Here is a 13084-nt window from a genome sequence, read left to right as displayed (position 1 = left end):
ACCGTTTTCACTGCCGCCCGGTCAGTGCCCACTACAGTGGCCTCGACCTCCCAGTCACGGCTGGTCGTCGGGCTCGTCGGCGGGTCCCACGTCGTCAATCACGCCTACTTCATGCTGTTGCCGCCCGTCTTCGGGCCGCTCCAGGCCGAACTGGGACTCACCGACCCACAGCTCGGCGTCGCGCTGGGACTCGTCGGTGTCGTCGTGACCGCGCTTCAGTTACCGCTCGGGTCGGTCTCCGACTCGCGGGGTCGAACACCGGTGCTCGCGCTCTCGTTGTTCGTCGGCGCGGCCGGTGCGGCGCTGACGGCCACCGCCGGGAGCTACGCACAGCTCCTGCTCGCGAGCGTCGTCGTGGGCGTCGGCATCGCCGGCCACCACCCGGCACACTACCCGTTGATCGGTGCCGCGACGACGCCGGCGACCCGCGGCCGGGCCTACAGCGTCCACGGGTTCACCGGCGCGGTCGGGTTCGCCGTGCCGCCCGCGGCCGTCGCCGCCGCCAGCGCCCTCGGGCTGGACTGGCGGCTGGCCATCGGGGCGATCGCCGCCGTCGGTGCGGTCTACGCCGTCGTCGCCGTCGGGCTCCTCGCCGCCCGTGTCGACGACGAGATTACCGGGCCGACGGCGACCGACGGTCCCAGCGGCGAGTCGCTGCTCGTCCGCGCCCGGCGCGAACTTCGCGAACTGGTCTCGGCGCCGCCGATCGTCGCGCTCACCGTCCTCTGGTTCGTCTCCTCGATGGCCGGGTGGGGGATCAAACAGTACACCGCGAGCCTCCTGACCGGCGGCTACCCCCTCGGGGAGGCGACGGCCAACGCCGCCGTCTCGGCGATGCTCGTCACGGGCGCGGTCCTGATCTTCGGCGGCGGCTGGGCGACCGACAGGTACAGCCCCGGGCCGGTGTTGCTCGGCGGCTACGTCGCGCTGGTCGCCGTCGCCGGGCTGCTGGCGCTGGGCACACTCCCCGTCCTCGCCGCGCTCGCACTGGTCCTGGTGTTGAGCGCGACCGTCGACGCCAGCCGCCCGGCCCGGGCGGCGCTGGCCGACGCCTTCTCTCCAGAGGGCGCCGCGGGGAAGAACTTCGGCCTGCTCACCATCGGTATCTCGGGGGTGGAGCCGTCGCGCCGCCGGTCCTGGGAGCAGTCGTCGAACGCGCCGGCGTCGAGGCCGCCTTCTGGGTCGTCGCCGGCCTCGGCGCGCTTGCGGCGCTCCTGACCGCCGGCGTCCTGGCGGTCGGGCGGACCCGCCTCGACGTGGCGCCCGACCCGGGCGACTGAACGGAGCCACGCGGTTTTAGTCGCTCAGTCACGTACCTCGACCCACAATGGTCGCGATGGACTCCGAGTCAGACGTACTCCAGCACGGCGACGCCGCACCGGACTTCGAACTGCCCGGCACCGACGGTGAGACGCACACGCTCGCGGACTTCGCCGACGCCGAGGCCCTGCTGGTCGTGTTCACCTGCAACCACTGTCCGTACGCCAAGGCGAAGTTCGACGAACTCAACCGCCTGGCCGCGGAGTACGACGATCTCGCCGTCGTGGGCATCAGCGCCAACGACCCCGGACAGTACCCCGACGACTCCTTCGAACGGATGCAGGAGCTGGTCGCCGACGGCACCATCGACTACGACGCCTACCTGTTCGACGAGTCCCAGTCGGTCGCGGCGGCCTACGGCGCCCGCTGTACCCCCGATCCGTTCCTCTTTGCCAGCGACGACGGCGTCTTCCGACTCGCGTACCACGGTCGCCTGGACGACGCCACCAGCCCCGACGACGAGCCGACCGACCGCGAGATGGCCGGCCACGTCGAGACGCTGCTTTCCGGCGGGGAGATCACTGCCGAAGAGAAGCCGTCCCGGGGCTGTTCGATCAAGTGGCGCGAAGGCAACGAGCCCGACTACTGGAACGCGTAGGCTCCCGCTGTCGTGGCGTGGTTCGTGGTACCGTGTGTCGACCGGCTCCGGGCGCCATGGCAGCAGCCTCGTCCCGGGCGTGGGGTCAGCGGGTTCGGGGCCGACCGAATGGGGCGCAGTCGGCGGGCACCCCAGTTAGTCCGGGCCACCACCGCCCCGGTCGCCGCCACCGCCGAGGGTGTGGCTCCGGGACCCACCCACCGACCCGCTCCCGGAGCCGTCGCTCGACGCGACGAGCACGAGCGCCGACCCGAGCCCGAGCACCGCGGGGTAGAGCACTGGAACGCCGTTCTGGACGGGCTGGACGCCGACCGCCGCCGCCAGCCCGAGGGTGACGACTGGGAGCCCGAACTGCGCCTCTACGAACGCGAACAGCAAGAACCAGACGATGCCGAAAAACAGCGCCGGGAGACCCACGACGAACGCGAGCACCGGGAGCGAGAGCACGACCTTGACACCGCGGCCGACGGTCCCGAGGACCGAGCGGCCGGACGCTCCGTCGTCGTTCACGTGACCTCTTTGTCCAGCCTGACTGATAAATCGGTCGCCGCGGTCGCACCGGTAGGTGACAGTCCGTTTCGTGCCGACCACGACGTTTTCATCCCCGAACGCGAACACCGCCGCATGGACACCGAGGAACTGTTCGGGACGGCGACGCCGCTGGTCGGGATGGTCCACCTGCCGGCGTTGCCCGGCGCACCGGACGACGGCGGGTCCCGGGCCGACATCCGAGAGCGGGCCGTCGCCGACGCACGGGCGCTCGAACGGGGCGGCGCCGACGCCCTGATCGTCGAGAACTACGGCGATACACCCTTCTACACCGACGAGGTGCCGGCACACGTCGTCGCCGACGTGACCGCGGCCACCCAGTCGGTCACGCGTGCGGTGGATCTCCCGGTGGGCGTCAACGTCCTCCGGAACGACGCCACAGCGGCGCTGTCGGTCGCAGCGGCGACCGGCAGCCGGTTCGTCCGGGTCAACGTCCACACCGGTGCCCGGGTGACCGACCAGGGGGTGATCGAGGGGGCGGCCGCCGAGACGATGCGGTTGCGAGAGCGGATCGACGCCGACGCGGCCGTCCTCGCGGACGTGGCGGTCAAACACTCGGCGCCGCTGGGCGAGCAGTCGCTGGCACAGCAGGTCGCCGACACCGTCGAGCGCGGGCACGCGGACGGCCTGGTCGTCTCGGGGCCGGGCACCGGAGAGGCGACCGACGAGTCGACACTGGCCGCGGTCGTCGAGGCCCGGGACGCCGTCGACCCGTCGGTCCCGGTGTTCGTCGGCAGCGGGGTCACGGCCGAGACAGCCCCGGACCTGCTGGCACTCGCCGACGGCGCCGTCGTCGGGACGGCCCTCAAGACCGACGGCGTGACGACGAACCCGGTCGACGAACACCGGGTCGAACGCGTCGCTGCCGCGTTCGGCTGACCGGCCGCTCCGTCACCGACACATCAGCGAAGCTAGCTTTATCAGCGTCTGCGACTATTGTCATCATGTACCATGAAGAAACTCATCAACGACCCGGACGACGTGGTCGACGAGATGCTCGACGGAATGGTCGCGGCCTATCCCGACCGTCTGCGCCGATTACCCGACACCGGGGTCCTGGTCCGCGCGGACGCGCCGGTCGACGGGAAGGTCGGCGTCGTCAGCGGCGGCGGCAGCGGCCACGAACCGACACACGCGGGCTATCTGGGCGAGGGGATGTTAGACGGCGCGGCCGCCGGCGAGGTGTTCACCTCGCCGACCGCGGACGAACTGGAGGAACTGGTCGCGGCCTGTGACAGCGGTTCGGGCGTCCTCATGGTCATCAAGAACTACGAGGGCGACGTGATGAACTTCGAGACCGCCGGCGAGATGGTCGAGATGGAGGGCGCCGACGTGGCCCAGGTCGTCGTCGACGACGACGTAGCGGTCGAGGACTCGCTGTACACCTCCGGCCGGCGGGGGGTCTGTGGGACCATCCTCGTCCACAAAGTAGCGGGCGCGGCCGCCCACCGCGGCGACGACCTCGAAGAAGTCCAGCGGGTCGCCCAGAAAGTGATCGACAACGTCGGGACGATGGGGACGGCGCTGACCTCCTGTGTCACCCCGGAGAAGGGCGAACCGACCTTCGATCTCGGCGAGGACGAGATCGAACTCGGCATCGGCATCCACGGCGAACCCGGCGTCGAGCGGACCGGGATGATGTCCGCCGACGAGATCACCGAGGAGTTGACTACTGCGGTCCTGGACGACCTCGATCTGGACGAGGGCCAGGAGGTCGTCACCATCGTCAACGGGATGGGCGGGACGCCGCTCTCAGAGCTGTTCATCGTCAATCGGAAGCTCCAGCAACTGATGGACGACCACGGGCTCGAGACGTGGGACGCCATGGTCGGGGACTACATGACCTCGCTCGACATGATGGGCTGTTCGGTGACCGTCTGTGCCGTCGACGACGAACTGACGGAACTGCTCTCTCACCCCGCGGACACGCCGGCGCTGAAACGCTGAGTCAGTGCTCCGCGAGGGTCGGCCGTTCGATCCGGCCGTCGACCGCGGGATCGATCCCAACCTCGCGGGCGTACTCGACGATCGCGTCCCGGGCGATCCCACAGCGGTCGACGATGTCCTCCGGGCCGAAGACGCCGACGACGTGGTCGGTCTCGACGAGGTACTCGGCGACCGCAAGCGTGTACGTGGCGTCGGGGTCGACCGGCTCGCCGCCGACGGTCGCCGACCGGAGTTCGCCGGCCGCGTCGTCGAAGACGATGCGAGCGCCGCTGACGTGGCTACAGAACCGGGCGGGGAACGAGTCGGCGTGCGCGCCGACCGGGACCGCGGCGAGGGCGGCGAGTAGCCGCTGGCCGGAGAGGGAAAGCAGCGTCAGGTCGTCCCGGTAGGGGGCGAGACCCAGCAGGTCCGCGACGGTCACGTCCCCGGCCAGCGGGTCGCCCGAGCGGAGCGCGCCCGTGGGGCTGATCGCAACGTCGGCACCGGCACGCCACCGGAGCGCGTCGGTGACGAAGTTCCCCGCCCTGCTCTCGGCGACCGTGACCGCCTCCTCGGTCAGTTCGATCGGGTCGGCGACGGTAGCGACCACCTCGTCCAGCCCCGTCGAGGCGAGGCGATCCCGAAGTGTCGCGGCCAGCGCGTCGTCGCAGTGGCCGTCGCCGACCTCGTGGACGGTCACGTCGGCGTCCGGCCCCAGCCGAACCTCCGAGAAGTACCGGGCGGCACGGCCCGGCCGGACGACGAAGGTGTCCGCGACCGTCTCGACGTGCACGTCGTGGACGTGCCCGCCCAGGACGGCGTCCGCGTCGGTCTCGCGGGCGATTCGGCCGTCTCCCTCGCCGCAGTGGGAGGCGACGACGACGAAGTCGACGCCCCGTTCGCGCAGCGTGGCGGCCGACTCCCGGATCGCCGGCACCGGATCGTCGAAGTCGACGGGCGCCGCGGCGGGGTTGATCTCGTCGGTCTCGGGGTGGGCGACACCGACGACACCGACCCGGTACTGGTCGGTCTCGACGACGGTGTGTGGGACCGTCTCGGCGTCGGCGAACCGCTCGCCGTCGACGGTCGCGTTCGCACAGAGCCACGTCTGTGGCGCGTCGTCGGCCAGTTCCCGAGCGGTGTCGACGCCGAAGTCGAAGTCGTGGTTCCCGAACGTGTCGACATCGGGCGCGACCGCCGCGAAGAACTCCAGCGCCACGCGCCCGTCGGTCGCCAGCGGGAGCGCGCCCGGCGCGGTGTTGTCGCCGGTGCCGACGACGACGGTGTCACCGTCGCGGCGGGCGTCGATCGCGCCGGCCAGCCGAGCACACTGCTGGGGGTCGTCGAGTGCCGTCTCGACATCGGAGTAGTGGAGGAGCGTGAGAGACACTGCCGGGAGGTACGCCAGCGCGGGTATGAATCCGTCGGAACTGTTTACTCCCCGAACAGCCATGGTACCACATGGCAGACGAAGCGACAGAGCGGGCGGCCGTCCTGGACGCCATCGAACGCATCGCGACACGGATCGAGCGCGAACGGAGCGCCCTCACCGAACTGGACTCCGCGATCGGCGACGCCGACCACGGCGGGAACATGGCGCGCGGCTGGCGGGCCGCGGCCGACGCGGTCGCCGACCTCGACGATCCGGACCCGGCGACGATGGTCAAGACCGCCGGCAAGACGCTGCTGTCGGAGGTCGGCGGCGCCTCCGGGCCGCTGTACGGCGGCTCGCTGGTGTTCGCCAGCACGGCGCTCGACGACGGGATCACCGCCGAGACGGCCGTCGCCTTCGCCGAGACCTACCTGGAGAAAGTCCAGGACCGCGGCGACGCCTCGGTCGGCGACAAGACGATGGTCGACGCGCTGGTGCCGGCGGTCCACACGTTCAAGAAGTCAATCGAGGTCGACGACCTCCCACCCGCCGAGGCGCTGGCCAAGGCCGTCGACGCGGCCGAACGCGGCGTCGAGTTTACCGTGCCGATCCGTGCGGCGAAGGGCCGGGCGTCGTATCTCGGATGGCGCTCGGTGGGCCACCAGGACCCGGGGGCGACGAGCACGCTGTTCATCATGGAGGAACTGCTGGCCGCCGCACAGGCGGAACTCGACACCGAGATCGAGGCGGTCGACGCCACCTCGCCGACGGTCCCCGAGGAGGAGGCCGCGGAGGACTGATGGTCGGACTCGTCGTCGTCTCCCACAGCCGGACCGCCGCCGAGGGCATCGCAGAGGTCGCGGCGGAGATGGGCGGGGACACGGTGATCGAACCCGTCGGCGGCGACGGCCAGGGGGGTCTGGGGACCGTCGCGGACGCCATCGCCGACGCCATCGAGGCGGCCGACGACGGGGACGGCGTGGTCGTCCTGGTCGACCTAGGCAGCGCCGTCATGAACGCCGAGGTGGCGATCGAACTCAGCGGCGTCGACGCCGTCATCGCCGACGCGCCAGTCCTGGAGGGCGCGGTCAACGCCGCCGTCGCCGCGACCAGCCCCACGGCGACCCTGGAGTCGGTCCGCGAGCAGGCGGAGGCGGCCCGCGATGTGAACAAGCGCTGACCCGCTCACTCCAGCAGGGCCGCGACCGCCTCGCGGGTCTCACACGCGACGGCGTCGCGTGCGAGGGTCGCGGCGGCGTCGCCGTCGATTTCACGGACCGCCCGCTTGACCGCCGGGACGGTCACCGCGCTCATACTCAGTTCGTCCAGCCCGAGGCCGACGAGCAGTTCGGTCAGTCCGGGGTCGCCCGCCATCTCGCCGCACATACCGACCCACGCGTCGCCCTCGTGGGCAGCGGTCGTGGTCCGGTCGATCGCCCGGAGCACGGCCGGGTGGAGGGGGTCCTGAAGCTCCGCGACGGCGTCGTTCTCGCGGTCGGCCGCCATCACGTACTGGGTGAGGTCGTTGGTCCCGAGGCTCAGGAAGTCCAGCCGGTCGGCCAGCGCGTCGGCGACGTAGGTCGCGGCGGGCGTCTCGACCATCGCGCCCAGTTCCGGCCGGGCGTAGTCGACGCCCTCGTCGTCGAGCATCTCGGCGACCGTCTCGATCCGCTCGCGGGCGGCGACGACTTCCTCGACGCGGGCGACCATCGGGAGCATCACCGCCAACCGGCCGCCCTCGTCGGTCGCGCCTGCCCGCAGGAGTGCACGCAGGTGCGTCTCGAAGAGGGCGGAGTGTGGCCCGAGCGACAGTCGGATCCCGCGCTGTCCGAGAAACGGGTTCGACTCCGTGGGCAGATCGAGGTACGGCACCTGTTTGTCACCGCCGATGTCCGGCGTGCGGACGACGACCCGGTCGTCGGGGAAGGCCCGTAGCGCGGCCGTGATCGCCTCGTACTGCTCGTCCTCGTCGGGCGGCTCCTCGCGATCCAGGAAGAGAAACTCCGTCCGGAACAGGCCGACGCCGTCCGCACCGCGGTCGCCCGCCGGGGCCAGCTCCGTCGGACTCCCGACGTTCGCGGCGACCTCGACGGCGCGGCCGTCGGCCGTCGTGACCCGCTCGGGGACCGGATCGGTGTCGACGGTACTGTCGGCCTTCCGGTGGTTCGGGCCGGGGTCGACGACCACCTCGCCGCGTTCGCCGTCGACGAGCAGTTCGGTCCCGTCGGTGACGACGCCCAGCGCCTCGCCGACGCCGACGACGGCCGGGATCGACAGCGACCGGGCGATGATCGCGGCGTGTGCGGTGCGGCCGCCCGTGACGGTCACGATCCCCGCGACCGACTCGGGGTCGAGTTGGACCGTGTCGCCGGGCGTGAGCCGGTCGGCCAACAAAACAGTGCCGTCCGGGAGCGCGGTCAGGTCGGCGCTCTCGACGCCGAGCAGCGCCCGGAGGAGCCGATCACGGACCTCGCGGAGGTCGTCGGCACGCTCGGCCATCCGCCCGTCCATCGCCTCGAACTGCTCGATGTGTCCGCCGAAGGCGTCGGCGACGGCGTGTTCCGCCGGCGTCCCGTCCGCGATGGCGGTCTCGATTTCGTCGGCCAACTGCGGGTCGTCGAGGAACTGCTCGTGGGCCTCGAAGACGGCCGCCTCGTCGGCCCCGACGCTGTCCGCCGTCCGGTCACGGGCGCGCTGGATGGCCTCCCTGGCGGTCGCACGCGCCCGGTCGAACCGCTCCCGCTGGGCGGTAGTGTCGACCGTCTCCGGGTCGGGTCGCTCCGGGAGTTCCGGCCGCGTCGGCCGGTACCAGCGGGCGGTCCCGACGCCGACCAGCGGCGTACTCCCGACGCCCGAGAGCGTGTCGGTCACGACTCCTCGCCCTCCCCCTCGACCGGTGTCGTCAGGACCGCTTCGAGCGCGTCGAGTGCGGCCGCGGCGTCCGTGCCCTCGGCGACGATCCGGACGGACTCGCCGTGTTTGACGTTGAGTCCCGTCACCGCGAGCATACTGCGAGCGTCGACGAGTGCGTCGTCGCCGTCGTCGGCTCGCCCCACCGCGATCTCGGCCGTGAACTGGCCGGCCGTCTGGACGAACTTCGATGCCGGTCGGGCGTGAAGCCCGGCCTCGGGGACGATCTCGACAGTGCGTTCCATACGCACATATCGCAGGCGACGGCTATTACCGTGTTGGCGCCCCCACCGTTTTGTACGGCCCACGCGAGGTCACTGGTGTGAGTCGTCCGCTCGGGTACCTGTCGCTCGTCCTCGCGCTGTGTTGCGGTGCCGCGGCGGCCGTCGTCCGGCAGCTGGGTGTAGAGGGGACGATCGGACGTGTCGCCGTCTCGTTCGTCCTCCTGCGAGCCTTCTCGCTGCTGGCCGTCGTGTTCACGACGTACGGCTGTTATCGGCTCGCCCTGACTGGCTTCGACCGGTACACGCCGGACAAGCGGCGGCGCCACGACGCGAAGAACGTCTTCCGGCTCGCGTTCGGGATCGCCGGCGTCGCCGCGGCGCTGGGCGTCGTCACCGAACAGTGGCTCGGGCTGTTGTTCTCGCTCGGTGTCGTCGGGTTCGCGGTGACCTTTGCCCTCCAGCAGCCGCTCTTCTCGCTCATCGGCTGGCTGTACATCATGATCAAGCGGCCCTATCAGGTCGGGGACCGGGTCGCTATCGAGTCCTCGAAAGGCGATGTCGTGGCGGTGTCGTTCCTGGTGACGACGCTCTGGGAGATCAACGGCGAACTCGTCTCCTCGAACCAGCCCTCCGGCCGGATCATCACGCTGCCAAACAGCGTCGTCCTCTCCTCGCACGTCAAGAACTACACCCGCGAGGAGTTCCCCTTCGTCTGGAACGAACTGACCATACAGGTCGCCTACGAAACCGAACTCGACTACGCGACCGAGACGATGCGCCGGGAGGCCGACGAGTTCCTCGGCGACGAGATGGCCACGCGCATCCAGCGCTACCGCGAGCGATTGGCCGAGACCCCGGTCGAACTCGAAGTGCGGGACCGGCCGACGGTCAACGTCGTCCAGGAGCAGTCTTGGGTGGAACTGCGACTGCGATATCTCGTCCACCCGAGACGGGGCCAGCGGGTCCGGAACGAACTATACGAGCGGATCATCGGGGCGTTCAACGACGAGCCGGAGCGCGTGAAGTTCCCGGTCGGGCGGAACCGCTGAGGCCGTCGGTCGCGGGGGTTTAACGGCCGTCGCCACGCAGTAGCGAACATGGACGAGGAGCCACTGCCCGCGGTCACCGAACAGTTCGCACGGACGCTCGCACCCGACCCGGACGAGGTGATCGCCGAGATGGACGAGAAGGCCGACCGCGAGGGGTTCCCGACGGTCGGTCCGGCCGTCGGCGGCTGGCTCCGGCTGCTGGCGCGCATGGTCGACGCCGAGCGTGTCTTCGAGTTCGGCTCGGGCTACGGCTACTCCGCCTACTGGATGGCCCCGGCGATCCCCGCCGACGGCGAGATCGTCCTGACCGAGATCGACGCCGACGAACTCGACGAGGCCCGCGAGTTCCTCGACCGCGGTGGCTACACCGACCGGGCCGTCTTCGAACACGGCGACGCCATCGAGACCGTCGAGGAGTACGACGGCCCGTTCGACGTGGTCCTGATCGACAACGAGAAACACCGCTACAGAGAGGCGTTCGAGGCCGTCCGGGACCGGGTGCCCGTCGGCGGCGTCGTCGCCGCGGACAACGCGATCGAGGCCGGTCCGCTCGACTTCGGGGACGTGCGCGCTCTGCTGGCCGGCGAGGAGATCGAGACCAACGAGTCCAGTCGGGGGATCGCCGACTACCTCGAACGCGTCCGGGACGATCCCGACTTCGAGACCGGACTGCTCCCGCTGGGCGAGGGCGTCGCCGTCAGCGTCCGCGTCCACGTCGGGTGAGACGGGCCGTCGCGAGGCTCATTCTCGCCTGCGAAAATCGGGGTGCATAGCTTATGTGGGAGGGCCAGCAACACTGGGCCAGTAGCTGTCCCAGTCATGAGTCTGATGATAGATATCCGGAAGCTCGGGTTGTTCAACAAGATGGCAAAAGAGGGCGGAAACACGGTCGCGAACCACCTGAGCCAGATGACCGGGATGGAGACGGAGATGGAGATCACGAAGATCAACTTCATCGATGTCCCGGACATCAAGACACACGTCGGCGATCAGAAACAGATCGGGATCAGTATCGAGATGATCGAACAGCCCCACGGGCACATCCTCTTTCTGTTCAACGCCCAGAGCGCCAAGGAACTCGCCCACGGGATGATCGGCGACATGGGCGAGACCGACCCCAATGCCAGCGGCTTCACCGACATGGAGCGGTCGGCGATCCAGGAGATCGGCAACATCATGACATCGGGCTTCATCGACGGCTGGGCGAACGTGTTGGATACGACCATCGACATCTCGACGCCGAACTTCACCTTCGGCCCCGGCAGCGGTATGATCGATCAGCTCGTCGGCGACCGGGACAACGAGATGGCGCTGATGTTCGACTCGCGGGTCCACGCCCTGGAGTCGAACATCAACGTCAAGGTCTACACGTTCCCGCGACTCGAAGAACTGGTCGACCTGATGCAACAGATCGAAGTCTGAGTCCGTCATCATTAATCGGGTAGGGTTTCTTGTGTGGGCGGCCCCAGTGTAGTGGCATGCCAGGTGGGACCGACCAGACCCTACAGCCGTTCGCGTGGCGTGCCGAGACACTGTATCCCGACACCGAGATCGTCTCTCGTACCCACGAAGGAATCGTTCGCTCCGACTACAGCGAGTACGCCGACCGGACGGCACAGCTCGCGAACGCGCTCGACGCCGCCGGTTACGGTGACGGCGAGCGTATCGGGACCGTCTGCTGGAACCACCACCGTCACTTCGAGACGTACTTCGGCGTGCCGGGGATGGGGGCACAGCTCCACACCATCAACCCGTTGTTACCGGACAAGCATATCCAGTACATCGTCGAGAACGCCGCCGACCGGACGATATTCGTCGATCAGTCGTTCCTGCCGAAAGTCGAGGGGGCCGTCGCCGACGACCCCGAGTCGTTCGCGTCCGTCGACCGGTACGTCGTGATGGGCGGGCAGGTCCCCGAGACGGAGCTGGACGCGGTGGCCTACGAGTCGTTCATCGAGGGTCACTCGACGACCTACGACTGGCCGACCCTCGACGAGGAGCGGCCGGCCGGGCTCTGCTATACGTCGGGGACGACGGGCAAACCGAAAGGCGTCGAGTACACCCAGCAGATGCTGTGGTCACACACTATGGCGCTCCAGACGCCCCAGGGCATCCCGGTCGCGGACGACGATGTCGTGATGCCGGTGGTTCCGATGTTCCACGTCAACGCCTGGGGGCTCCCGTTCTCGACGACGGCAGGGGGTGCCAAACACGTCTACCCCGGTCCACAGCCCGAGCCGGCCGATCTGGCGGCGCTCATCGAGGACGAGGGGGTCACCCTCACCGCGGGGGTCCCGACGGTGTGGCTTGGCCTGATGGAGTACGTCGAGGACAACGACGTGGACCTCTCCTCGCTCGATCGGTTGGTCGTCGGCGGCAGCGCCGCGCCCGAAGCGATGATCCGCTTTTTCGACGACCACGACGTGGAACTGATCCACGCCTGGGGGATGACGGAGACGGCACCGGTCGGCACGGTCGCCCACGTCAAGGCAGACCTCGAAGACGCCGACTACGAGACGCGACTGGACAAGCGGACCAAACAGGGACTGATCGTCCCGGGACTGGAGTTTCGCGTCGTCGACGACGCGGGCGAAGCGGTGCCACACGACGGCGAGGCGTTCGGGGAGTTACACGTCCGTGGCCCCTGGGTGACGACGGAGTACTTCGCCCGCCCCGAGGCGACCGAGGCGGAGTTCGTCGACGGCTATCTCAAGACCGGCGATGTCGTCACGGTCGACGGAGACGGCTACATCAAGATCGTCGACCGCGCGAAAGACGTGATCAAGAGCGGCGGGGAGTGGATCTCGTCGGTCGAACTGGAGAACGAACTGATGGCCCACGAGGCCGTCGCCGAGGCGGCCGTCATCGGCGTGCCCCACGAGCGCTGGCAGGAACGGCCGCTCGCGCTCGTGGTCCCGACCGAAGACGCCGACACCGGGACGCTCGAAGCCGGTCTCCGCGAGCATATCCTGGCCTCGTACCCGAAGTGGTGGGTGCCCGACAGCGTCGTCGTCATCGACGAGGTTCCAAAGACCGCGACCGGGAAGTTCAACAAACAGGCGCTGCGCGCGGAGTACGGCGACGAGTCGCTCGTCGAGGGCCGTGTGCCCGAGGACGCCGCCCCCGAGCGGTAGTT

The 13084-nt window shown here is 69.5% G+C and carries 14 protein-coding genes; 10 read left to right on the top strand and 4 right to left on the bottom strand.

The genetic code is table 11. The features are described 5' to 3' along the window. Positions 1-36: 36 nt before the first annotated feature. Positions 37-1218, top strand: a complete 1182-nt coding sequence (locus P1L40_RS13660; RefSeq protein WP_284007774.1) for an MFS transporter — start codon at positions 37-39, stop codon at positions 1216-1218. 109 nt (positions 1219-1327) lie between these two features. Next, positions 1328-1918, top strand: coding sequence for a thioredoxin family protein (locus tag P1L40_RS13655; RefSeq protein ID WP_284007772.1), 591 nt, complete (start codon positions 1328-1330; stop codon positions 1916-1918). A 135-nt stretch (positions 1919-2053) separates the two neighbouring features. On the opposite strand, the gene P1L40_RS13650 is transcribed toward P1L40_RS13655, so the two are convergent. Next, on the bottom strand, positions 2054-2428 hold the full coding sequence (locus P1L40_RS13650) for a hypothetical protein (RefSeq protein ID WP_284007762.1): 375 nt from the start codon (positions 2426-2428) through the stop codon (positions 2054-2056). A gap of 114 nt (positions 2429-2542) precedes the next feature. Between P1L40_RS13650 and P1L40_RS13645 the strand changes: the two genes are divergently transcribed. Both P1L40_RS13645 and dhaK read left to right on the top strand, forming a co-directional pair. Next, on the top strand, positions 2543-3346 hold the full coding sequence (locus tag P1L40_RS13645) for a BtpA family protein (protein WP_284007761.1): 804 nt from the start codon (positions 2543-2545) through the stop codon (positions 3344-3346). A gap of 72 nt (positions 3347-3418) precedes the next feature. Then, the gene (gene dhaK, locus P1L40_RS13640; RefSeq protein WP_284007760.1) at positions 3419-4414 is read left to right on the top strand and encodes a dihydroxyacetone kinase subunit DhaK; all 996 of its coding nucleotides are present in this window, start codon (positions 3419-3421) and stop codon (positions 4412-4414) included. A gap of 1 nt (position 4415) precedes the next feature. Here dhaK and P1L40_RS13635 read toward each other — a convergent pair whose 3' ends face one another. Further along, on the bottom strand, positions 4416-5783 hold the full coding sequence (locus tag P1L40_RS13635) for a bifunctional metallophosphatase/5'-nucleotidase (protein WP_284007758.1): 1368 nt from the start codon (positions 5781-5783) through the stop codon (positions 4416-4418). Between the two features lie 71 nt (positions 5784-5854). Here P1L40_RS13635 and dhaL point away from each other — a divergent pair, with 71 nt between their 5' ends. Both dhaL and dhaM read left to right on the top strand, forming a co-directional pair. Then, entirely contained in the window at positions 5855-6565 is a 711-nt protein-coding gene (dhaL, locus tag P1L40_RS13630; RefSeq protein WP_284007757.1) for a dihydroxyacetone kinase subunit DhaL, read from the top strand. Continuing rightward, positions 6565-6945, top strand: a complete 381-nt coding sequence (gene dhaM, locus P1L40_RS13625) for a dihydroxyacetone kinase phosphoryl donor subunit DhaM (protein ID WP_284007756.1) — start codon at positions 6565-6567, stop codon at positions 6943-6945. Before dhaL ends, dhaM begins: the two co-directional genes overlap by 1 nt. A 5-nt stretch (positions 6946-6950) precedes the next feature. Here the strand turns inward: dhaM and ptsP are convergent, their stop codons facing one another. Further along, positions 6951-8636 (bottom strand): phosphoenolpyruvate--protein phosphotransferase, encoded by a 1686-nt coding sequence (ptsP, locus tag P1L40_RS13620; protein WP_284007754.1) that lies wholly within the window; start codon positions 8634-8636, stop codon positions 6951-6953. Further along, positions 8633-8920 (bottom strand): phosphocarrier protein HPr, encoded by a 288-nt coding sequence (gene ptsH1, locus P1L40_RS13615; protein ID WP_284007753.1) that lies wholly within the window; start codon positions 8918-8920, stop codon positions 8633-8635. The genes ptsP and ptsH1 overlap by 4 nt, the downstream gene beginning before the upstream one ends. A gap of 77 nt (positions 8921-8997) precedes the next feature. Between ptsH1 and P1L40_RS13610 the strand changes: the two genes are divergently transcribed. The 4 genes from P1L40_RS13610 to P1L40_RS13595 all read left to right on the top strand — a co-directional run bounded on the left by P1L40_RS13610 (position 8998) and on the right by P1L40_RS13595 (position 13082). Then, the gene (locus tag P1L40_RS13610; RefSeq protein ID WP_284007751.1) at positions 8998-9948 is read left to right on the top strand and encodes a mechanosensitive ion channel family protein; all 951 of its coding nucleotides are present in this window, start codon (positions 8998-9000) and stop codon (positions 9946-9948) included. Between the two features lie 48 nt (positions 9949-9996). After that, positions 9997-10671, top strand: coding sequence for an O-methyltransferase (locus P1L40_RS13605; protein ID WP_284007750.1), 675 nt, complete (start codon positions 9997-9999; stop codon positions 10669-10671). Between the two features lie 96 nt (positions 10672-10767). Next, the gene (locus P1L40_RS13600) at positions 10768-11370 is read left to right on the top strand and encodes a chemotaxis protein CheC (RefSeq protein ID WP_284007749.1); all 603 of its coding nucleotides are present in this window, start codon (positions 10768-10770) and stop codon (positions 11368-11370) included. Between the two features lie 56 nt (positions 11371-11426). Then, the gene (locus P1L40_RS13595; RefSeq protein ID WP_284007748.1) at positions 11427-13082 is read left to right on the top strand and encodes a long-chain fatty acid--CoA ligase; all 1656 of its coding nucleotides are present in this window, start codon (positions 11427-11429) and stop codon (positions 13080-13082) included. The last annotated feature ends 2 nt before the right edge of the window (positions 13083-13084 follow it).

This window comes from Haloarcula pelagica (assembly GCF_030127105.1).
GTDB lineage: Archaea > Halobacteriota > Halobacteria > Halobacteriales > Haloarculaceae > Haloarcula > Haloarcula pelagica.
The sequence above is the reverse complement of the archived record's forward strand: the minus strand, read 5'-3'. Positions and strand labels throughout refer to the sequence as shown.

Coding starts and splice junctions, on each gene's coding strand:
- P1L40_RS13655 (WP_284007772.1), top strand. CDS start 1,328: ATGGTCGCGATGGACTCCGAGTCAGACGTACTCCAGCACGGCGACGCC.
- dhaL (WP_284007757.1), top strand. CDS start 5,855: ATGGCAGACGAAGCGACAGAGCGGGCGGCCGTCCTGGACGCCATCGAA.
- dhaK (WP_284007760.1), top strand. CDS start 3,419: ATGAAGAAACTCATCAACGACCCGGACGACGTGGTCGACGAGATGCTC.
- P1L40_RS13600 (WP_284007749.1), top strand. CDS start 10,768: ATGAGTCTGATGATAGATATCCGGAAGCTCGGGTTGTTCAACAAGATG.
- P1L40_RS13595 (WP_284007748.1), top strand. CDS start 11,427: ATGCCAGGTGGGACCGACCAGACCCTACAGCCGTTCGCGTGGCGTGCC.
- dhaM (WP_284007756.1), top strand. CDS start 6,565: ATGGTCGGACTCGTCGTCGTCTCCCACAGCCGGACCGCCGCCGAGGGC.
- P1L40_RS13605 (WP_284007750.1), top strand. CDS start 9,997: ATGGACGAGGAGCCACTGCCCGCGGTCACCGAACAGTTCGCACGGACG.
- ptsH1 (WP_284007753.1), bottom strand. CDS start 8,920: ATGGAACGCACTGTCGAGATCGTCCCCGAGGCCGGGCTTCACGCCCGA.
- P1L40_RS13645 (WP_284007761.1), top strand. CDS start 2,543: ATGGACACCGAGGAACTGTTCGGGACGGCGACGCCGCTGGTCGGGATG.